Annotated in this window: 18 protein-coding genes; 8 read left to right on the forward strand and 10 right to left on the reverse strand. The window is 74.7% G+C overall.

The features are described from left to right. Positions 1 to 3: 3 nt before the first annotated feature. Positions 4 to 1125, reverse strand: a complete 1122-nt coding sequence (gene corA / locus ACIRYZ_RS11400) for a magnesium/cobalt transporter CorA (RefSeq protein WP_402942253.1) — start codon at positions 1123 to 1125, stop codon at positions 4 to 6. Between the two features lie 442 nt (positions 1126 to 1567). Between corA and ACIRYZ_RS11405 the strand changes: the two genes are divergently transcribed. Continuing rightward, entirely contained in the window at positions 1568 to 2209 is a 642-nt protein-coding gene (locus ACIRYZ_RS11405; RefSeq protein WP_402942255.1) for a suppressor of fused domain protein, read from the forward strand. A gap of 175 nt (positions 2210 to 2384) precedes the next feature. On the opposite strand, the gene ACIRYZ_RS11410 is transcribed toward ACIRYZ_RS11405, so the two are convergent. The 5 genes from ACIRYZ_RS11410 to ACIRYZ_RS11430 form a co-directional block, all read right to left on the reverse strand. Continuing rightward, the gene (locus ACIRYZ_RS11410) at positions 2385 to 3245 is read right to left on the reverse strand and encodes a PHP domain-containing protein (RefSeq protein ID WP_402942257.1); all 861 of its coding nucleotides are present in this window, start codon (positions 3243 to 3245) and stop codon (positions 2385 to 2387) included. A 54-nt stretch (positions 3246 to 3299) separates the two neighbouring features. After that, positions 3300 to 3938: a DUF6758 family protein gene (locus ACIRYZ_RS11415; RefSeq protein ID WP_393024820.1), complete on the reverse strand. Its 639-nt coding sequence runs from the start codon at positions 3936 to 3938 to the stop codon at positions 3300 to 3302. Positions 3939 to 4235: 297 nt separating this feature from the next. Then, positions 4236 to 4394 carry a hypothetical protein gene (locus ACIRYZ_RS11420; protein ID WP_380615731.1) on the reverse strand — a complete coding sequence of 53 codons (159 nt, stop codon included), beginning with the start codon at positions 4392 to 4394 and terminating at the stop codon, positions 4236 to 4238. 425 nt (positions 4395 to 4819) lie between these two features. Then, the gene (locus ACIRYZ_RS11425; protein WP_402942259.1) at positions 4820 to 5698 is read right to left on the reverse strand and encodes an alpha/beta fold hydrolase; all 879 of its coding nucleotides are present in this window, start codon (positions 5696 to 5698) and stop codon (positions 4820 to 4822) included. Between the two features lie 180 nt (positions 5699 to 5878). Further along, the gene (locus ACIRYZ_RS11430) at positions 5879 to 7801 is read right to left on the reverse strand and encodes a DEAD/DEAH box helicase (RefSeq protein ID WP_402942261.1); all 1923 of its coding nucleotides are present in this window, start codon (positions 7799 to 7801) and stop codon (positions 5879 to 5881) included. Between the two features lie 697 nt (positions 7802 to 8498). On the opposite strand from ACIRYZ_RS11430, the gene ACIRYZ_RS11435 reads away from it, so the two are divergent. After that, entirely contained in the window at positions 8499 to 9227 is a 729-nt protein-coding gene (locus ACIRYZ_RS11435) for a ferritin-like fold-containing protein (protein WP_402942262.1), read from the forward strand. 6 nt (positions 9228 to 9233) lie between these two features. On the opposite strand, the gene ACIRYZ_RS11440 is transcribed toward ACIRYZ_RS11435, so the two are convergent. The 3 genes from ACIRYZ_RS11440 to ACIRYZ_RS11450 form a co-directional block, all read right to left on the reverse strand. After that, on the reverse strand, positions 9234 to 9560 hold the full coding sequence (locus ACIRYZ_RS11440; protein WP_402942263.1) for a hypothetical protein: 327 nt from the start codon (positions 9558 to 9560) through the stop codon (positions 9234 to 9236). A 136-nt stretch (positions 9561 to 9696) separates the two neighbouring features. Further along, positions 9697 to 9924, reverse strand: coding sequence for a DUF3107 domain-containing protein (locus tag ACIRYZ_RS11445; protein WP_387626451.1), 228 nt, complete (start codon positions 9922 to 9924; stop codon positions 9697 to 9699). 133 nt (positions 9925 to 10057) lie between these two features. Next, positions 10058 to 10717: a TetR/AcrR family transcriptional regulator gene (locus ACIRYZ_RS11450; protein ID WP_393024832.1), complete on the reverse strand. Its 660-nt coding sequence runs from the start codon at positions 10715 to 10717 to the stop codon at positions 10058 to 10060. Positions 10718 to 10937: 220 nt separating this feature from the next. Between ACIRYZ_RS11450 and ACIRYZ_RS11455 the strand changes: the two genes are divergently transcribed. The 5 genes from ACIRYZ_RS11455 (at position 10938) to moeZ (ending at position 17557) form a co-directional block, all read left to right on the forward strand. Further along, entirely contained in the window at positions 10938 to 11849 is a 912-nt protein-coding gene (locus ACIRYZ_RS11455; RefSeq protein WP_402942266.1) for an alpha/beta fold hydrolase, read from the forward strand. 345 nt (positions 11850 to 12194) lie between these two features. Beyond that, positions 12195 to 13910 carry a DUF3492 domain-containing protein gene (locus ACIRYZ_RS11460; RefSeq protein ID WP_402942268.1) on the forward strand — a complete coding sequence of 572 codons (1716 nt, stop codon included), beginning with the start codon at positions 12195 to 12197 and terminating at the stop codon, positions 13908 to 13910. Then, complete coding sequence (locus ACIRYZ_RS11465) at positions 13910 to 14998, forward strand: hypothetical protein (RefSeq protein ID WP_402942270.1); 1089 nt, start codon at positions 13910 to 13912, stop codon at positions 14996 to 14998. The genes ACIRYZ_RS11460 and ACIRYZ_RS11465 overlap by 1 nt, the downstream gene beginning before the upstream one ends. 142 nt (positions 14999 to 15140) lie before the next feature. Further along, positions 15141 to 16148, forward strand: a complete 1008-nt coding sequence (locus ACIRYZ_RS11470; RefSeq protein ID WP_402942271.1) for an NAD-dependent epimerase/dehydratase family protein — start codon at positions 15141 to 15143, stop codon at positions 16146 to 16148. 230 nt (positions 16149 to 16378) lie between these two features. Beyond that, positions 16379 to 17557: an adenylyltransferase/sulfurtransferase MoeZ gene (gene moeZ, locus ACIRYZ_RS11475; protein ID WP_387628238.1), complete on the forward strand. Its 1179-nt coding sequence runs from the start codon at positions 16379 to 16381 to the stop codon at positions 17555 to 17557. An 88-nt stretch (positions 17558 to 17645) separates the two neighbouring features. On the opposite strand, the gene ACIRYZ_RS11480 is transcribed toward moeZ, so the two are convergent. Beyond that, complete coding sequence (locus ACIRYZ_RS11480; RefSeq protein ID WP_402942273.1) at positions 17646 to 20363, reverse strand: flippase-like domain-containing protein; 2718 nt, start codon at positions 20361 to 20363, stop codon at positions 17646 to 17648. 134 nt (positions 20364 to 20497) lie between these two features. Between ACIRYZ_RS11480 and ACIRYZ_RS11485 the strand changes: the two genes are divergently transcribed. Then, positions 20498 to 20875 carry an MGMT family protein gene (locus ACIRYZ_RS11485; RefSeq protein WP_393024848.1) on the forward strand — a complete coding sequence of 126 codons (378 nt, stop codon included), beginning with the start codon at positions 20498 to 20500 and terminating at the stop codon, positions 20873 to 20875. Positions 20876 to 20961 lie beyond the last annotated feature (86 nt).

Below are 20961 nucleotides of genomic sequence, written 5' to 3' on the forward strand. Positions count from 1 at the left end.
GGCTTACAGCCAGCCGTTGCGGCGGAAGCCCCGGTACATCCCCACGCAGATCAGTGTGACCGCGCCGAGCACCGCCGGATAGCCGTACGGGTTGTGCAGCTCCGGCATGTAGTCGAAGTTCATCCCGTACACGCCGGTGATCATGGTGGGCACCGCGAAGATCGCCGCCCAGGCGGTGATCTTCCGCATGTCCTCGTTCTGCGCCACCGACACCTGCGCCAGGTTCGCCTGCAGCAGCGAGTTCAGCAGCTCGTCGAAACCGTGCACCTGCTCGGTCACCCGGGCCAGGTGGTCCGCGACGTCCCGGAAGTACTTCTGGATGTCCGGGTCCACCAGGCCCTGCGACGGCTCCGACAGCAGCTGCATCGGACGCAGCAGCGGCGCCACCGCGCGCTTGAACTCCAGCACCTCGCGCTTGAGTTGGTAGACCCGGCCGACATCGGCGCTGCGCCCGCCCTTGGCTGAGAAGACGCCGTACTCGATCTCGTCCACGTCGTTCTGCAGTCGCTCGGCGACCAGCAGGTAGTTGTCCACCACGTGGTCGGCGATCGCGTGCAGCACCGCGGACGGCCCCTTGGCCAGCAGCCCGGACTCGTCCGCGTCCGCCTCCAGCCGGTGCCGCAGCTCCTGCAGCGAACCGTGGCCGCCGTGCCGGACGGTGATCACGAAGTCCCGCCCGGCGAACACCATCAGCTCGCCGGTCTCCACCACCTCGCTGGTGGGCGTGAGCTGGTCGTGCTCGACGTAACGGATGGTCTTGAAGACGGCGAAGAGGACGTCGTCGTAGCGCTCCACCTTGGGCCGCTGGTGGGCGTGCACCGCGTCCTCCACCGCGAGCGGGTGCAGGCCGAAGCGCTGGGCGATGCCCTCGAACTCCGCCTCGGTCGGCTCGTGCAGCCCGATCCAGCTGAACGAGCCCGCGCTGTCCGGGAATTGGTGCGCCGCCTTGACCCGGCGGGCGGCCTCGCGCGGGCTGCAGGTCTCGCCGTTGCGCCGGCCGTGCTGGTAGACCGCGCAGTCCACGACCGCCGAGCCGCTGCCTTCCGGCACGGCGTCGTACGGGCCGGGGACGCCCCGACGACGGTTGGTGCGGACGGCGGCGCGCAGGCTGTTGATCATCGACATGGCAGGCTCCCTGGAACAGGAGCCGTCGCACGGCGGCACGGAGAACGCGGGAACGCAGGGCCGTGGTGCGACGGCGAGGAACACCGGTGAAGGGGATGAGGGTGCTCTCCCGGCCGGTCCGTCCGCCGTCGACCCGCGCCCGGGGCCGCTTACGGCTGGATCAGCCGGTACGGCCTGCGAGGCGAGGGATGCGGGGAAGTCGGGGCCGGGCAGAGCTGCCGGTACTGCATGGTCGGCCGGTATCCACCGCAACCACCTCCTTCGCGCCGCCGCCCCGGGACGAACGATCCCGGTGGCCAGTCGCTCACCCTAACATCTGACCGGGCGTCGGCGCCGAGGGATTCAGCCGTCCTTTACGGGCCCTTGACGGGTCCGCCCCGCCCGCCGCCCGGTCCGCCGCCCGCACGAAGCCCGCGCGACCCGGCGGGTTACGCTCACCGGCATGGCCCATGACTTCCCGTCCTTCGGCGACCCCCACGGTGGCAGCTCCCCGGAGCTCACCCGGGAGGCGGTGCTGGCCGCCGTCGAGGCCCGGCTGATCTCCACCTTCGGCGAGCCGAGCGGCCGCGCCGCCGTCACCTTCCTCGGCGCCGACCGGATCGAGGTGCTGCGCTTCGGCCCGGACGCCGAGGGCCTGGTCCGCTACACCACGCTCGGGATGGCCGCCGCGCCGATGGCCGACCCGACCGCACTGGTCGCCGACCAGCTGCGCGGCCCCCGGGTCGAACTGGTGCTGACCGTGCGCGGCGGGCACGACAGCGTGCTGCGCAGCCTCGCCACCTTCGCCGCGACGCCGCAGGTCGAGGGCCTGGTGGTGGCCCCGGGCGGCTCGCTGGACCTCGGCGCCCCGCTGTGGGACGGCGCCCCCTTCACCTCGGTGCTGGCCGCCGAGCCGGGCGGCCTGGTGGAGGACCTCGAACTGGCCGAACCCGCCGAGCCGGTGCGCTTCCTGCCGCTGCTGCCGATGACGCCCAACGAGGCGGGCTGGAAGCGGGTGCACGGGGCGGCCGCGCTCCAGGAACGCTGGCTGGACCAGGGCACCGACCTGAGGGACCCGGACCGGCGCGGCGTCCGGCTGGACTGACGGACGCCCAGGCGGGGCGTTGGGGGCCGGGGCGTACGGGGCGTGCGGGCTGCTGTGCGCGCCCGTGCCGCACCCCCGTACGCCGGAGCGCGGCCGGGGAGTGCCAGCCGCTCGCACGGTTACCCGTACGGCTGCTCGTGCGGCCGATCGGCTCGGCGCAGCGCGCCGGACCGGCTCAGCGCTCGATCGGCTTGGCCCCGGTCGCCTGCGCCAGCAGCGCCTCGTACACCGCCGGGTCGGTGGTGTGCTCGCCGAGCCGGACGGGCTTGCGGCTGCCGTGGTAGTCGCTGGAGCCGGTGACCAGCAGGCCCAGCTCGCCCGCCAGGCCGCGCAGCCGCTGCCGGGTCTCCTCGTCGTGGTCGGTGTGGTCGACCTCCAGCGCGGCCAGCCCGGCCGCCGCGAGGTCGGCGATCACCTGGTTCGAGACCGTCCGGCCGCGCTTGACCGCGCCGGGGTGGGCGAAGACCGGCACCCCGCCGGCCGCCCGGACCAGCCGGACCGCCTCCACCGGGTCGGTCTCGTGCTTGCGCACGTCCGCCCGACCGCCGTTGGCCAGCCAGTCCGGGGTGAAGGCGTCCGAGACGGTGGCCACCACGCCCGCCTCGACCAGCGCGCTGGCGATGTGCGGCCGCCCGACCGAGCCGGCCCCGGCGATCCGCTGCACCTGCTCCCAGCTGATGTCCGCGCCGAGCTCGCGGCAGCGCTCGACGATCGCCCGCCCGCGCCGGAACCGGTCGGTGCGCACCAGCTCCCGCTCGCGCGCGAACTCCGGCTCCTCCGGGTCGAACAGGTACGCCAGCAGGTGCATGCTGATGTCGCCCACCACACAGGACAGTTCGGCGCCCGGGATGACGGTCAGCCGGGTACCGTCCGGCAGCGCGCGCACCGCCCCGGCGGCCTCGGCGTGGCCGGCGACGGTGTCGTGATCGGTGAGCGCCACCACGTCGAGGCCGGCGGCCACCGCCGCGGCGACCAGCTCGGCCGGGCTGTCGGTGCCGTCGGAGGCGTTGCTGTGGGCGTGCAGGTCGATGCGCACGGGGCGGACTCCTGGAGGCTCGTGGGTGCCGCCCAGGATAGGCCGTTCGGGCGTTCAGCCGAGCAGACGGGGGGAGAGGGCCCCACAGGGCAGCAGGTCCAGCTCGGCGCCGGCCTCGCGCAGGTCGGTGAGCACCAGCTCGTCGTACATCACCAAGGCGGACTGCTCGGGCCAGGCGATCGCCCAGAGCCAGAGCCCGCGGGCCTCGCCGGCGAACACCGCGCGGTCGGCCGGGGCGTCCGGGACGTGGAACATCGGGGTGGGGCGCCCTGCGGCCATCAGCTTGGCGTCGGCGGGCTTGTAGAGGCCGACCGAGTCGCCCGGGTCCGGCCCGGGCAGCCCGGCGTAGCGTGCACCGAGCCCGACGCCCAGCTCCTCGGCGATCAGCACCAGCTCGCCGAAGCCGCCGAGCGGCGCCGGACCGGAGCAGGCGACGGCGGTGGCGCGGGCACCCGAGACGTCGTCGCCGACGTGGCCGATGCCGGTGTAGAGCCAGCCGACCGGGAGCGGCCAGGGCAGCCAGACCGGGACCTGTGAGCGGGCGACGGCCACCCCCAGGGCTTCCACACTCGGGGGCAGCACCGGCTGCATCGGGTGCACGGCTCCGTGCCGATCGCACTGCCAGGTGTCTGAGAACAGACCGGGGGCGCGGACCCGACCGGCGCACCTCGGGCAGCTTGGCTCGCCCCTCATAGCCGACAACGCTCCTCCCTCCGGACCGCCGCGTCAAGGACGATCACCCGTACGGAGGGCTCGGCGGCACCTGTCGGTGGCGGACTCCCGGCCGGCGCGGCGCGGGCGGTTCCCGTTGGGGGATGTCCCGTCGCGGCCGGCGGCAAACGTCGCGCGGGTCAGGCCCCGGACGCACTGACGCCCCGTCATCGGCGAATGCGGTGACAGGGCGTCAGTCGGGTATCGGAACGTCCGGATCGGACGCGCCGGGCTCGTCGGCGGCGGGTGAGGGCTCCCGGTCGGAGGCGCCGCGCCTGGTCAGACGGTCGGGCACGGGCGGATGAGCAGGCGCTCGCCGGTGCGGGCGGCGGCCTCGACGTACTCGCGGACGGTCTCGGCGTCGGCGATCAGGCGGTCGGTGGCGGAGCCGTCGGTGTCGTCCAGTCGGAGGATCTCGAAGCGCATGGGCTTGGTCATGGGCGTCTCCTTTCCTGGCCCCGCGGGGCGGGGCGATTGCGGCTGAGTCGGTATCAGCCCATTCGGGGTCTTGCGGATCCGGCGGTACGGCCGGACCGATCGCGTCGTACGTGCGGCGGTCTGCTGCGGCAAGGGCTCCCCCTGCTTGCCTGGTGCGTCCAATGCCTCGTGCAACCACGGTGTCGTGGCGGTGCTACTGGGCCGTTGCCCGTCCGTAACGTCCAGGTTTCGCCTGATCGGCAACCGCGTGCGGGCCGGCGATGATTCCCGGACAGAATCAAAGATTACCGTAACTAACGAATTTTGTCCCGCGTGGAGGACGGCCGGACTGCCAAAAGTGGTTCAGACCACTCCGGTGAGGGTGCCGGGCGGGGCCCCCGCCCCGGAGGCGAGCAGGCGAGTACGAGCGGGCGAGCAGCAGCAGCTCAGGCCCAGAACGCCGCCAGTGCCTCGGCCGTGACGGCGGGCTGCTCGGCGTTGGGGGAGTGGCCCGCGTCCGCGACGACCACCCGGCGGGCGCCCAGCCGCTGCGCCATCCGGGACTGCTCCGGCACCGGCCAGGCGTAGTCCCGCACCCCGGACAGCACCAGTACGGGCAGCGCCCTGGCGGCCACCGCCGCCAACTCGTCCACCCGGTCCGGCGCGGCCACCAGGTGCCCGCCGACCACGGCCAGTGCCTGCGGCACGTTCGCCACCCAGCGGCGGTGCAGGAACTCCGTGACATCCGGCTCCAGGACGGGCTTGGGCGTGTCGCTGCTCTCGTCCATCTGCCGCATGACCTGCCAGATCTCCTCCAGGGTCAGCACCGGCAGGGCGTCCAGCAGCAGCTTGGTCCGGGCCGCCTCGGCCGCGTCGATCGCCCCCGGCCCGGTGGCCATCAGGGTCAGCGAACACCAGGGCAGCGGCCCCGCCGCGGCGGCCGCGAGCACGGCCTCCCGCACCACCTGACCGCCGAAGGAGTGCCCCAGCAGGTGCACCGGCCCGCCCTCGGCCGCCAGCACCTCGGTCAGCGCCCGCACGTCCGCGCCCAGCGCCGGGAGCTCGTACGCGGCCGCCTCGTCCGGCCCGCCGGTCTCGTACTGCCCCCGCTGGTCCACGGCCGTCACCCGGTACCCGGCCGCCGCCAGCGGCTCCAGCAGCCCGATGAAGTCCTCCTTGCTGCCCGTGAACCCCGGCACCAGCAGGGCCGCCCCCCGAACAGGCCCGTCAGGCTCCGCCCGCAACGCCGCGAACTCCCCGCGCGCGGTCACCACGCGCTCCGCCCGGGCACAACCGGGCAGGGTCAGGAACGGCGGAGTACTCATGGGTAGCTTCCCTCCCGCGACAGGCCGACACCCCGAGCTTAGGGGTCCCTGACACCCACTCCTACCAGCCCGGACGCCGACGGCGCGTCGCCGGCTGTCGTCCCGGTGGTGGCGGGTGGGAATGCCCGAGGGGGCGGGCGGGGCCGTTACGGCTCCGCCCGCCCCCTCGGGGTGGGAGTGTCAGCTCTCCGGGGTGGCCGCGACCTTGCGGGTGCGGGTGCGCTTGCGCGGGGCCGGGACCTCAGCGGGGGCCTCGGTGGCCGGAGCCTCCGGGGCGGTCTCCGCGACGGCCTTCGGCTTCCGGGTCCGGGTACGGGCCGCGGGCTTCTCGGCCGGCGCCTCGACGACGGCCTCGACGGCCTCCGCCTTCGGCTTGCGGGTGCGGGTCCGGGGGGCGGGCTTCTCCTCGGCCGGGGCCTCGGTCGCCGCCTCGACGGCCTCGGCCTTCGGCTTGCGGGTCCGGGTGCGGGGCGCCGGCTTCTCGGCCGGGGCGGCCTCGACCGGCGCCTCGACGACGGCTTCGACGACCTCGACGGCCTCCGCCTTCGGCTTGCGGGTCCGGGTGCGGCGCGGCTTCTCCTCGGCGACCGGCTCGGCGACGGTCTCGACGGCCGGAGCCGCCTCGACCACGGCCTCGGTCGCCGCCACGGCGGCCTCGGCCACGGCGGCGCCACCGCGCGAACGGCGGCGGCGACGGCGCGGCGCGGCCTCGCCCTCGGCGCCCTCGACGGCCGGGGCCCTCTCGGTCACCGGAGCGGCAGCGGCGGCCTCGCCCTCGGCGCCGACCTCCGAGCCGCGGCGGGTGCGGCGGCGCTCACGGGTGCGGCGCGGCTTCTCCTCCGCCGGGGTCTCGACGGCGGCGCGGCCCGGGCCGCTTCGCCCGCCGCGGCCGGAGCGGGAACCGCGTCCGCCGGTCTCGCCGAGGTCCTCGATCTCCTCCGCGCCGAGCCCGGCCCGGGTGCGCTCCGAGCGCGGCAGCACGCCCTTGGTGCCCGGCGTGATCTTCAGCAGCTCGTACAGGTGCGGCGAGGTTGAGTAGGTCTCCTCCGGCTCGTTGAACGGCAGGTCCAGCGCCTTGTTGATCAGCTGCCAGCGCGGGATGTCGTCCCAGTCGACCAGGGTGACGGCCGTACCGGAGGCGCCGGCCCGGCCGGTGCGGCCGATCCGGTGCAGGTAGGTCTTCTCGTCCTCGGGGCACTGGTAGTTGATGACGTGGGTGACGCCCTCGACGTCGATGCCGCGGGCCGCGACGTCGGTGCAGACCAGCACGTCGACCTTGCCGTTGCGGAAGGCCCGCAGGGCCTGCTCGCGGGCGCCCTGGCCGAGGTCGCCGTGGACCGCGCCGGCCGCGAAGCCTCGCTGGGTCAGCTGGTCGGAGACGTCGGCGGCGGTGCGCTTGGTGCGGCAGAAGATCATCGCCAGCCCGCGGCCGTCGGCCTGCAGGATGCGCGAGACCATCTCGACCTTGTCCAGCGAGTGCGCACGGAAGATGTGCTGCTCGATGTTGGCGACGGTCGAGCCGGTGTCGTCCGGCGCGGTGGCCCGGATGTGGGTCGGCTGGCTCATGTACCGGCGGGCGAGGCTGATCACCTGGCCCGGCATGGTGGCCGAGAACAGCAGCGTCTGCCGCTTGGCCGGCAGCATGGTGATGATCTTCTCGACGTCCGGCAGGAAGCCGAGGTCGAGCATCTCGTCGGCCTCGTCCAGGACCAGCGCGCGGACCTTGGACAGGTTGAGCTTGCGCTGCCCGGCCAGGTCCAGCAGTCGGCCGGGGGTGCCGACCACGATGTCGACGCCCTTGGCGAGCGCCTCGACCTGCGGCTCGTACGCCCGGCCGCCGTAGACGGCCAGGACGCGCACGTTGCGGACCTTGCCGGCGGTCTGCAGGTCGTTGGTGACCTGGGTGCAGAGCTCACGCGTCGGGACGACGATCAGCGCCTGCGGGAATTCGGAGAGCTGCTCCTCGGTGGCCCGATCGGCGTCCACGTCGGCGCGCACGACGACCCGCTCGATCAGCGGGAGGCCGAAGCCGAGGGTCTTGCCGGTGCCGGTCTTGGCCTGGCCGATGACGTCGTGGCCGGTCAGCGCGACCGGGAGGGTCATCTCCTGGATCGGGAAGGGATGGACGATGCCGACGGACTCGAGCGCCTCGGCGGTCTCCGGGAGGATCCCCAGGTCCCGGAACGTCGTCTTGATGGGTTCAGCGGTGGTGGACAGGGTGCTGCCTCTTCCGTTTTCGGAGGGGCCGAGAGCGAGCGGCGGGCGGGCAGCCGCGCGGCTGCGAACGGGCCTGGGCGGCCCCGATTACAGCTGCGCGGACGCACAACCGCGCCGGTCCCTGCGGCCGGCCGGTGCGCGCGGCCCGGTGCGGGGCGCGTCGCCGGCGGCGTCGGGGAGGGTTCCCGTGAGGGACCTGCGCGGGACCTCCGCCAGGGGGCGTGGTCTCGGCGGCCCTCGCTCGGCCACTGATGCGGTGCCAAGGCTTGAAGTCCAAGCCATGGTCGGAGCCGATCGGCTCTCCGACCGGGCATCCGCGTACGTGAGTACCCGTGCCTCCGGTGCGGACACGTCCGAGGGGACGGTGCCGCTACGGAGCGGGCTTGCGCGGGCCACCGAGACGGCGGTGACACCGTGCGAGCACGACGGGGCTCCGTACCACCATACAGTCAGGCGACGACTCGAACACGTGACGCGTCTGACATTGCCCCAGGGGACCGGCCCGTGAACGGGCACTCCGGGCGGTCACCCGACCGCGCCGGGTGGTGGGGCGGAAGCCGTGGCGGGACTAAGGTGGCGGGTCATGGAGACCCATGGTGAGACGCAGGACGGCGGGGCCGGCTCGATCGGCGACTGGGCCACGTGCTCGGCCGAGCCGGGCTACCGCGCGGCGGTGCTGGACCTGCTCGGCGCGCTCGCGTACGGCGAGCTGAGCGCCTTCGAGCGGCTCGCCGAGGACGCCAAGCTGGCGCCCGACCTCGCCGACAAGGCGGCTCTGGCCCGGATGGCCTCCTCCGAGTTCCAGCACTACCAGCGGCTGCACGACCGGCTCGCCGAGATCGGCGCCGACCCGCAGGAGGCCATGCGCCCCTTCGTCGAGCCGCTGGAGCTGTTCCACCGGATGACCGCGCCCTCGGACTGGCTGGAGGGCCTGGTCAAGGCCTACGTCGGCGACGCCATCGCGACCGACTTCTACCGCGAGGTGGCCGTCCGGCTGGACGACGACACCCGCGAGCTGGTCCTCGGCGTCATGTCCGACACCGGCCACGCCCAGTTCGCCGTCGACAAGGTCCGCCAGGCCATCGAGGCCGACCCGCGGGCCGGCGGACGGCTCGCCCTGTGGGGCCGGCGGCTGATGGGCGAGGCGCTCAGCCAGGCCCAGCGGGTGGTCGCCGAGCGGGACGCGCTGTCCAACCTGCTGGTCGGCGGCGTCCATGTGCAGGGCTTCGACCTGGTCGAGGTCGGCAAGATGTTCAACCGGATCACCGAGGCGCACACCAGGCGGATGGCCGCGCTCGGCCTCGCCTCCTGAGCGGCGTCACGCCGGCCGGTGCCGCCGCGGCGCGCGGTGGGCACCGGACCGGTGCGGGTGGTGTCGGTGCGCCGGCGCCCGCCCGGCGGCCAGGTCCGGCCGGGCCAGCAGCGAGGTGAGCACCCCCGCGGCCAGCGCCGAGAAGGCCACCGCGACCACCGGGTAGCGCCCGTCCAGGCAGAAGTGCGCGACCACCCCGCCGAGCAGCGCCGCCGCCAGCGCCGTGCCGGTGATCAGCGGACGGGACGCCCGGAAGTACCGGGGCAGGCCCAGCAGCGCGGCCGCGCCCGCGACCAGGCCGACGAGGGCGAAGGCGATCGACTCGACCAGCAAGGCAGCCTCCCCGGGGGACGGGCGTGCGGCAGCGGTGCCGCACCTGTCGGCGTACCCCGCCCCACCCCGCCGTACACGCGCCGGTGCCCCGCTCCCTGAGGGGAACGGGGCACCGGGACGAGCTTCGGGCGGCGCCTCAGAGGGTGCCGAAACCGACCTTGCGGGCGGCCTGCTCGCCGATCTCCACGTACGCCAGGCGCTCGGCCGGGACGATGACGCGGCGGCCGTGCTCGTCGGTCAGCGAGAAGAGCTTGGTGGAGCCCTCCAGCGCCTTCGCGACCAGGCTCTCGACCTCATCGGCAGTCTGCGAGCTCTCGATCACGATCTCGCGCGGCGCGTTCTGCACGCCGATCTTGACCTCCACGGCTTCCGTCCCTCCGGGGTTGCAGCCTCCACGCGCGGCACCGGACCGCCCGGAACAGGCGTTCGCGGCGACCGCGCCGTACGGCTTCACCATAGAGCACCCGATCACCGCCCAGGCGAAGGTCAGCGGATCGTCACTGCTGGGCGGAGGCCTCCCCGGCCTGATCGCCCGGGTGCATCGGGAAGCCCTTCAGCCCGCGCCAGGCCAGGCTGGCGACAAGCCGCACCGCCTCGTCGCGCGGGATCTCCAGACCCTGCGAGAGCCAGTAGCGGGCGGTGATCTGGGCCAGGCCGCAGACCCCGGCGGCCAGCAGCTTGGACTCCGACTCCGGAAGGTCGGTGTCCTCCTGGATCACCTGGCTGACCAGCGTCGCGCTCGCCTCGGAGGCCCGCTCGACCCGCTCGCGCACGGCCGGCTCGTTGGTCAGGTCCGACTCGAAGACCAGCCGGAACGCGCCCGACTCGCTGGAGACGTAGTTGAAGTACGCCTCCATCGTCGCGGCCACCCGCAGCTTGTTGTCGGTGGTCGTCCCCAGTGCCTCGCGGGTCGACTCGACCAGGGCGTCGCAGTGCTTGTCCAGCAGTGCCAGGTACAGCTCCAGCTTCCCGGGGAAGTGCTGGTAGAGCACCGGCTTGCTGACCCCGGCGCGGTCGGCGATGTCGTCCATGGCGGCCGCGTGGTAACCCTGCGCGACGAACACCTCCTGGGCGGCACCGAGCAGTTGTTCACGGCGGGCGCTTCGCGGCAGGCGGGCACCGCGCGGGCGCTCCTGCGCCTCCTGGATGGCCGTCACGGCGCTCCTCACTTCGGGTTGTTCGGGGCTGGCAAGAGGGCCGATTCTACTTTTCGGTAACCGCGCCCGCGTTCGGCGAAGGCGAGAAAAGCTGCCCGGCCTCCTTGTCAGGAGCCCACAATACGGCGCTGACCTCGGCGTCGGCAGTGGTGTGACGAGGGGTAGAACGGCCGGACCACCCCACACCGCCCCCGGCCGGGGCTCAATACCATCGTCCACCATGAGCAGCACTGAGCAGCAGGTACGAACGGTCGAGGTCCCCGGCGCCGTGCTCGCGGTGCACCGCCCCGCCGACGGAGCGGGCCCCGACGGGCGCGAACCCGGCCTCTTCGTACACGGCCTCGGCGGCTCGGCCGCCAACTGGACCGCCCTCATGGACCGCCTCGGCGGCCTCGTCGACGGCGAGGCCGTCGACCTGCCCGGCTTCGGCCGCTCCACCCCGCCCACCGACGGCAACCTCAGCGTCTCCGGCCACGTCCGCGCCGTCATCGGCTACCTGGAGGCGACCGGGCGCGGACCGGTCCACCTGTTCGGCAACTCGCTCGGTGGCGCCGTCGCCGTCCGGCTCAGCGCGCTGCGCCCCGACCTGGTCCGCAGCCTCACCCTGGTCTCGCCCGCCCTGCCCGAACTGCCCCCGCAGCGCTCCGCCTGGCCCACCGGCCTGCTCGCCCTGCCCGGCGTGCCCGCGCTGCTGCACCGGCTGCGACGGCTGCCCGCGGGCCGGCGCGACGTCGAGGCCGCCACCGAGGACCTGCTGCGGCTGGTCTACGGCGACCCGGCCGCCCTGAGCCCGGCCACCCGGGCCGAGGCGGTGGCCGAGTACCGGCGCAGGCTGGAGGTGCCGCACGCGATGCAGGCGCTGATCGGCTCCGCCCGCGGCATCGTCTCGGCGTACACCGAGCGCGGCGACCAGGCGCTGTGGCGGCAGGCCGAGCAGGTCCAGGCGCCGGTGCTGCTGGTGTACGGGCTGCGCGACAAGCTGGTCGCCTACCGCTCGGCCCACCGCGCCTGCGCGGCCTTCCCGGACGCCCGGCTGCTGGTGCTGCCGGAGTCCGGGCACGTGGCGATGATGGAGCACCCCGACGCGGTCGCCCGCGCCGTCCGCGAGCTGATCGCACACGCCGGCCGCTGAGCACGGCGCACCGGGCGCCCCGCGGACGACGCCCGCGTATAGCGCCCGGTAACGGCCCGGTTCGGGGCGAGGTCACGACGGTTCACTCGTTCAGGTGGCAGCCAGGCATGTGACCGATGGATCGCCCCGGGCCGGTCCTACCTTTCTGCTGCCGGACCGAACAGGTGTGGGGGAGGGCCGCTGACGCCGGAGCACACGGCGGGCGGCCCGAGCAAGGGTCCCGGCGTACGGCCCCGCGGCTCCCGTGGCCCCTTCCCGAGGGGCGTCCCAGGGGCGCGAGGGGACAGCCGGCCCTGACCGAGGGCTGCCGTCACCACCCCGCTCCGAGGCAGAAGGAGGTCTTCCGTGCGCGTCGCCCTGCTCACCGAGGGTACCCGTCCGCATCCCCGGCGTGGTGCCGGAGCCTGGTGCGACCGGCTGGCCGAGGGCCTGCCGGAGCACCGGTTCGAGCTGTACCTGCTGACCGGCCCCGAGCGCACGGGGCCCGTCCCGGGCGCCGCCGAGCGGCTCTCGCCCGCCTGGCGCGGGGCGCGCGACCTCGCGCTGTGGGGGCGCCGGCCGCGCGGCCGGGCGCCGGGCGCGCTGCGCAGACGCCAGTACGCCGGCGCGTACGAGGAACTGGTGCGGGCGCTCGTGCTGCCCGGGCAGCGGGCCGGCTTCGGAGCCGGGCTGTACCGGCTGGCGGCCCTGGCCGGGGAGGACGGCACGCTGCCCGCCTTCCTCGCCTCCGCGCACGCCCGGCGGGTCCTGGAACGCACCTGGCGGCTGCCCGGCGCGGACACCTCCGCCGGGCAGCCGCTGGTGTGCGACGTCCTGGTCGCTGCGGACCTGCTGGAGCAGTGCCTGCGGCCGCTGTCCGCGCCCTGGTACGGCACCGGGCCCGGGGGCCTGGGCGGGGTCGACCTGTGCCACGTCGTCGGCGGCGGCCCCGCCGCACTGCCCGCCCTGGTCGCCCGGCACCTGCACGGGGTGCCGTTCGTCGTCACCGAGCACGGCCTGCACCTGCGCGAGCAGTACCTCGGCTACCGCGAGGCGCCGTACCGATGGCCGGTACGGGCGCTGCTGCTGGCCTTCTTCCGGGCCCTCACCGAGGAGACCTACCGGCGGGCCGCGATACTCACCCCGGGCAGCGCCCACGACCAGCAGTGGCAGCGCCGCTGCGGGGCCGACCCGGCGCGCACCCGGGTGGTGTACGAGGGCACCCCGGCCGTGGACCGCCCGGCGGCCGGGCCCGAGCCCGAGCGGCCCACCCTGGTGTGGGCGGGCGCGCTGGAACCGGGCCGCGACCCCGAACTGATGCTGCACGCCTTCGCCCGGGTCCGTGCCGAACTGCCCGAGGCCCGCCTGGTGATCCACGGCGAGGAGACGGCCCCCGGCTACCGGGCGCACTGCGCGGCGGTCGCCGAGCGGCTGGGCGTCACCGGGGCGGTGGACTTCGCCGGACGGCCCGGCTCCCTCGCCCGGGCCTGGGAGGGCGGCACGGTGGCCGTCTTCACGGCGCTCTCCCAGCGCGGCCCCGGACTGCTCGCGGACGCCATGCTGAGCGGGCGGGCCGTGGTGACCACCGACGTCGGGGTGGCCCGCGAGGTGGTCGGCCCGACCGGGCTGCTGGTGCCCGCCCGCGACCCGCGCGCCCTGGCCGGGGCCTGCCTGGCGCTGCTGCGCGACGGGGAGCGGCGGGCCCGGCTCGGGCTGGCCGGGCGGCTGCGGGCGCAGGAACGCTTCGCCGTCGAGCCGGTGATCGGCGCCTTCCGGGAGATCTACCTGGAACTGGTCTCCCACTACCCGGCCTTCCCCGGCGGCGACGGCAGCGAGGACGGCCGGGCGCCGCGCCCCTTCGCCCGCCCCGCCGAGTACTGGCTCACCGACGGCCCGCGCCCGGGCCACGGCGGGGCCCCGGACGGCGGCGGCGAGGACCCCGGCTCCCCGGAGCAGCCCGCCGTCCGGCACCCCCGCGGTGCCCACCTCGCCGCACTGCCCTCCGGCACCGACGCCCGACGGGAGCGCGACGACGACCCCGGCGGGCGGGAGCACGCCGAAGAGCTCGCGGGGGCCGTCTGATGCCCGGCGGCGCGGCGGCGGGCAGCGTCGACCCGGTGCGTGAGGTGATGGCCGAGCACCGGGAGCTGTGCGAGCGCGCCGTCGACCCGCTGGAGATCGCCGCCGGGCTGGAGGAGGCCGGACTCGGCCCGGACGCCGCCGCCCGCTGCCGGCACACCGACCTGTTCTCGCTCGCCGAGGAGTTGTACGCCCGGGTGCCCCGCCGCCCGCCCGCAGCGCCGGACCCACCCCGGCCCGGGCGGCGCGGTGCCGCCGCTCGGGCCGCCCTGACCGCCGCCGTGCTGGCCGCGCCGCCCTGCGCCGCCGTGGCCGCGCTCGGCGCCCGCTGGCCGGTGCTGCTGCCCGCCGCCGTACCGCTGGTGCTGCTGCCCGCGCTGACCGCCCCGGCCGAGCCCGGCCCGCCGCCGACCGCCCCGGCCCGCCCCGACGCCCTGGGCCCCGCCCCGGGCCGCGTCCCGGCCCCGTCCGCCGGCTCCCGGCTGCGCCCCGCCGCGCTCGGCCACGGGCTGGGCCTGGCCGCGCTGCTGCTGCTCCCGCTGGCCGTACCGGGCGGGGACCGGCTGCTGGCCGTCGCGCTGGTGCTGGCCGCCGCGGTGTCGGCGGGCTCGGCCGAGCGGGCGGCCCGCTGGTACCGGCAGGTCGGCCGCAGCCACCTGGGGGCGGCCCGCACGCTGGCCGGGTTCCGGGCCCGGATGCGGCCGGTGCTACCGGTCGCGGTCGCGCTGCACCTGGCGGTGCTCGCGGTGCTGACGTACGCCGCGCTGGCGGTGCTCGCCGTGGTGGCGCCGCACCCCGGGCCGGGCCACGGCGGCGGGCTGCTGCACCTGGCCGCCGAGCGGGCGGGCCCCGCGCAGTGGGCGGCGCAGGGCGTGCTGGGCCTGCTGCTGGTGCTGCCCGTGCTGCTGGCCCGCTGCGGCCGGAGGACGGCCGCCGCGCTGGGCGCGCTGGCCGGGCCCGCCGCGGCGGCGGTGCCGCTCGCCCTGGGCCGCTCCGTGCCGGCCGCCGTGCTGCTGGGTGGTGGCGCGGTCGCGGCGGCGCTGCTGGCGTACGCCTGGGCGCTGCTCGGCCGGGCCGACGCCCACCGCTGACGTCCCGACGCCCGGCCGTACGCCGCCGTGACCCTCCGCCGCCCCGACGCCCCGACCCACCGACGCTCGAAAAACGCTGTTCGTTCGTAGTTCTCAGTCCGCCAGGTCGTCCCCGACCTCGCTTCGTGGAAGGACGCCCCCGATGAGGGTGCTGCTGCTGGGCGCCGACGGCTTCATCGGCCGCCGGGTGACCGATCGTCTGCTGATGGACCAGGAGTTGCAGGTGACGGTGCTCGGCCGGCGCGACTCGGCCGACATCCGCTTCGACCTGACCACCGGGAGCCCGGGCGCGCTGGCCCGCTTCCTGGACGCGGTCGCGCCGCAGGTGGTGATCAACTGCGCGGGCGCCACCTACGGCAGCTCGCGCACCCTGATCCGGTCGAACACGCTGGCCGTCGCGACCGTCTGCGAGGCGATCCGGCGCAGCCGGGAGCCCGCCCGGCTGGTGCACGTCGGCTCGGCCGCCGAGTACGGGCCGGTGCCCGGCGGGGTGCCGGTCTCGGAGCAGGCCGAGCCGAGGCCGGTCGGCCCGTACGGGGTGTCCAAGCTGGCCGGGACGGAGCTGGTGCTGGCCTCCGGGCTGGACGCGGCGGTGCTGCGGGTGTTCGACGTGGTGGGCCCGGGGGCACCGACCGCCTCGCTGTTCGGGCGGCTCGCCGAGGGCCTGCGGCGGGCGCTGGAGCGGGACGAGAACCAGGTGCGGATGCCGGACCTGTCCGGATACCGGGATTTCGTGGACGTGCGGGACGTCGCGCGGGCGATCCAGGCGGCGGCGGTCTCGGCCGCCACCGGGGTGATCAACATCGGCAGCGGCCACGCCGTCCGGGCCCGGGACGCGGCCCAGCTGCTGGTGCGGGCCTCGGGCTTCGAGGGGTCGATCGTCGAGGAGAACCGCCAGGTCCTGCTGCCCGCGCAGGCCGGCGGGCCGGGCGGCGACCACCTGCCCGGCCATCACCACCCGCCGGGGCAGTACCTGCCGGGGCACCGGGCGGAGGGCCAGCGGCCGGAGGGCCGGCCCGCCCCGGGCGAGCCGGTGCCGTGGCGGCAGGCGGACGTGCGCACCGCCCGGGACCGTCTCGGCTGGCGGACACAGGTGCCGCTGGAGGAGTCGCTGGGGGACGTCTGGCTGGAGACGGCCTGCCGGGTGTGAGCTCGCACCGGGGGTGTCCCGGGCCCGGAATCCCGGGCCCGGGGCGGCCCGGAGGGGCCCGTCGGCCGGTTCCACGATCCGGCGTCGGCCGTCTCGCCCATCGGACGGGCTGTCTCGGAATACCGGAGGGGCGTGACACTGTTGGCCTAGAGAGCCACCTGAGTGGCGGAGCAACAACCCCGTCCGAGGCGGCCCCGGGCCACCTGAACAAGACACCCATCGGAGTCCCCGTGTCGTTGCCACCCCTGGTCGAGCCGGCCGACGAGCTCACCGTTGACGAGGTCCGCAGGTACTCCCGCCACCTGATCATCCCGGACGTCGGGATGGCCGGGCAGAAGCGGCTGAAGAACGCCAAGGTGCTGTGCGTCGGCGCCGGTGGCCTGGGTTCGCCCGCGCTGATGTACCTGGCCGCCGCCGGTGTCGGCACGCTGGGCATCGTCGAGTTCGACGTGGTCGACGAGTCGAACCTGCAGCGCCAGATCATCCACGGCCAGGCCGACATCGGGCGCTCCAAGGCGGAGTCGGCGCGGGACTCGGTCAAGGAGATCAACCCCTACGTCGACGTGATCCTGCACGAGGAGCGCCTCGACAACTCCAACGTGATGGAGATCTTCTCCGGCTACGACCTGATCGTGGACGGCACCGACAACTTCGCCACCCGCTACCTGGTGAACGACGCCGCGGTGCTGCTCGGCAAGCCGTACGTGTGGGGCTCGATCTACCGCTTCGACGGCCAGGCCAGCGTGTTCTGGGCCGAGCACGGCCCCTGCTACCGCTGCCTGTACCCGGAGGCCCCGCCGCCGGGCATGGTCCCCTCCTGCGCCGAGGGCGGCGTGCTGGGCGTGCTGTGCGCGTCCATCGGCTCGATCCAGGTGAACGAGGCGATCAAGCTGCTGGCCGGCATCGGCGACCCGCTGGTCGGCCGGCTGATGATCTACGACGCCCTGGAGATGAACTACCGCCAGGTGAAGGTCCGCAAGGACCCGAACTGCGCCGTCTGCGGTGAGAACCCGACGGTCACCGAGCTGATCGACTACGAGGCCTTCTGCGGCGTCGTCTCGGAGGAGGCGCAGGCCGCCGCCGCCGGTTCGACCATCACCTCGAAGCAGCTCAAGCAGTGGCAGGACGACAAGGAGGACATCTACCTCATCGACGTCCGCGAGCCCGGCGAGTACGAGATCGTCAACATCCCCGGCGCGGTGCTGATCCCGAAGAACGAGTTCCTGATGGGCGACGCGCTGGAGAAGCTGCCGCAGGACCGGAAGATCGTGCTGCACTGCAAGTCGGGCGTGCGCTCGGCCGAGGTGCTGGCCGTGGTGAAGGCCGCGGGCTTCGCCAACGCCGTCCACCTGGGCGGCGGCGTGCTCGGCTGGGTGAACCAGATCGAGCCGCACAAGCCGGTCTACTGAGAGGCTGACGCGAAGGGAGGGCCCGCCGGACGGCGGGCCCTCCCTTCGCGTGTCCTCCCGTACGTCCCCCGTGGGTCTTCCCGTACGGTCAGAGCGCGTGCTTGCGCTGCAGCACGTTGTAGGCGATCCAGCCCGGCAGCACCGGCAGCCAGAAGGTGAGCGCCCGGTAGAGGAACACCGCCGGGGTGGCGACCGCCGGGGGCACGTCCGCGACGGTCAGCGCGCCGATCAGCGCGACCTCGACGGGGCCGATGCCGCCCGGGGTGGGGATCGCCGAGCCGGCCGCGTTGGCGGTCAGGAAGACCACCGCGACGGCCGAGAAGCTGACGTCACCGCCGAAGGCCTGCACCGAGAAGTCCAGGCAGGCGGTGAAGGAGAGGGTCAGCAGCAGGATGCCGCCGAAGCCGGTGAACAGCTTGCTGGGCGTCTGCATCAGGTCGAGCATCCGCGGCACCACGCCGAAGAACAGCGCGCGCAGCCGGCCCAGCACGAAGCGCCGCAGCGGCGCGACGGCGGCCACCACCAGGGCGAGCACGGCGGCGGTCAGCACACCGATGATCACCGCGCGGGACGCGGAGAGGTCGCCGTTGGTCTGGCTGCCGGTGATCAGACCGAAGCTGAACAGCAGCAGCAGGTGCCCGGCCAGGCCCGCCAGCTGGGAGGCGCCCACCGAGGCGACCGCCTGGCCGGGGCGGATGCCGGCCTTCTGCAGGTAGCGGGTGTTGAGCGCGATGCCGCCGATCGCGGCGGGGGCCACCAGCTTGACGAAGGAACCGGCCAGCTGGGCCGCGACGGTGCGCCGGAACGGCAGCCGCTCGGGGACGAAGCCGGTCAGGCTCATCGCGGCGGCGACGTAGCTGAACGCGGCCGCGAGCAGGGCCGCCGCCGCCCACGCCCAGTTCATCTGGGACAGCTTGAGCTGGGCCGGCTTGATGGTGGTCAGCGCCAGGTAGGCGGCGAAGGTGAGCGCGATCACCATGATCAGCGTCTTCGGCTTCAGCCGCTCCAGCCTGGCCGGCTCCATCGGCGCCTCGGGGGCGATCTGCAGGATCTGACCGCGGATGCGGCTGAGCAGGTCCTCGCCGGCCGCCGCGATGTCCTCCTCGGCCTGCTGCTGGGTGCGCTCGCCGGCCGCGACCTGTTCCAGCGCCCTGGCCCGGGCGGCGGCCTTGCGCTCCTTGGTGAGCTTGGCGAGGTCGATCCGGGTGGAGCGGCTCATCCCGACCGGCTGGAGCAGCGGCAGCGCCTGGGCGACCCGGTCGGCCCCGAGCACCGCGTTGGCGGTGGCCACGGCCCGCTCGGGGCCGATCCGCAGCGCGAAGGTGGTGAGCAGCTGGGCGACGTCGATGCGCAGCGTCAGGTCGGTGGCGGCGATGTCGCCGCCGGACAGGTTGACCAGGCAGGCCGTCTTCCCGTCCACCACCAGCAGCGACTCCCCGGTGAGCCGGCGGTGGGCGATCCGGCGCTCGTGCAGGGCCGCCACCGAATGCCACAGCGAGGCCATCACCTCGTCGGTGACCTCCTCGTCGGCGAGCTCGTCCAGGGTGCGGCCCTCGACGTTCTCGTACACCAGGATCGCGGCGTCCGGGCCCAGCTCGGAGGTGGCGACCAGCTGCGGAGCGCGGGCGCCCGAGGCGGCCGCCGCGTACGCGATCAGGGCCTCCTGCTCCAGCGCCTGGCGCAGCGACTGGGGGCTGCGGCGCACCGCCACCGAGCGCAGCCGCAGCCGCCGCCAGGCCCGGTAGAAGAAGCCGGAGGCCTGCTGCTCGCGGTCGATGATGTGGACGTCCAGCGGCGGGCCGTCCTGCTGGGTGACGTAGTAGCGGCGGGTGCCGCCGGGCGCGTCCGGGGCACGGTGGGCGCTGTCCGGGGTGAAGCCGACCTTGCGCAGGCCGATCATCAGGTGCTGGCCGGTGGGCCGGATGTTGGGGGAGCCGATCGCGTACAGCGTGCCGTAGGCGACGGACCAGCCGATCAGCACGGTCAGCAGCAGCGACAGCGGGGTGGTGTAGCCGCCGAGCAGCTCGGTGACGCCGCTGAAGACCACCACCACCCACAGGGCCACCCGCCAGCGGGGTCTGCTCGACATGCCGACGGCGGTCATGTAGGCGATCACCGGGGCGAGGTAGCCGTGCACCGGGTCGGTGAGGGTGCCGTTGCTGTCCAGCGGCAGCCGGGTCAGCGCGACCTGGATGTGCTCGGAGGCGCCCTCCGCCACCCACCAGTCGATGCCCAGCGAGACGCCGTACGCCAGCACCGAGGCGAGCACGCCGTCGGCGACCCGCAGGCCGTCGCGTTTGATCAGCCGCTCGACGGCGAACGCCAGCGGAACGGCCAGCACCGCGACGCTGGAGACCAGGCCGGTGATGGTGGACAGCACCGCGGAGAAGTGCGGCGCGTTGGTGGCGATGTCCTGCTCGATGCCGGTGGTGGTCGACGTGGCGATGCCCGCCAGCACGAAGACGGCGACGATCCCGAGGACACCGGCCAGGAAGCGGATCAGGTCGGACGGGCGGTGCGCGCGGGCGGCGAGCAGCGGTTCGTCGACGTCCAGGTGCGGGGCGTCGTCCAGCGGGTCGTGGTACTCGCCCCGCTGGGCCGGCTGCACCGGAACGAGGGGCCGCTCGACCGGCTCGGGCGTCTTCTCGGGCGTGGGGGTCTTGATCGTCGGGTCCTTGATCAGGGAGACTTCCGGCGTCGGCCCGTGCTCGGGCCCGCCGTCGGACTCGCCGCCGGGCGCCGGGGGCACGGCGGATCCGGACTCGTCGGAGTCCCTGTCCACGCCCACGTCAGCCGTCCCGGTCATCTGGTCTTGTCCTCGTATCACCACTCACCGCCCCGAAGATGGTGGCATGCCCCGCGCCCCTGTGCTGGACAGGGGGCGGATCGGGCGCGGCGGATCGGAGGCGCGGGGCCGCTCGTGCGCCCCTGTAGGGAAGAATGCCGCAGGTGACGGACGTAACAGACGACGGCCTCCCGGGCGCCCTACCGCCCTTCGCCGAACTCGTGCTCGACCTGACCGAGCGGATTCCACCCGGCAGGGTGATGACCTACGGCGACGTCGCCGAGTACCTCGGCCAGGGCGGCCCCCGGCAGGTCGGCCGGGTGATGGCACTGTACGGCGGCTCGGTGCCCTGGTGGCGGGTGATCCGCGCCGACGGCCGCTTTCTGCCGGGGCACGAGCACCGCGCCCTCGCCCACTACAGCGAGGAGGGCACCCCGCTGCGCGAACTCGCCGACCCGCCCCGGGTCGACCTGAGGCGGGCCCGCTGGGACGGCGAGCAGATTTCACCGGATCCTTCGCGCGGGCGGGATTGACGGGGCAGGATCGTAGGCTCGATACGGGCGGGCCCCGGCGGGCCCGCCCGGCCATGCCCCTCTGTACGACCTGGGAAAATCCGTGA

It is taken from the genome of Kitasatospora sp. NPDC101155 (genome assembly GCF_044768305.1).
Lineage (GTDB): Bacteria > Actinomycetota > Actinomycetes > Streptomycetales > Streptomycetaceae > Kitasatospora.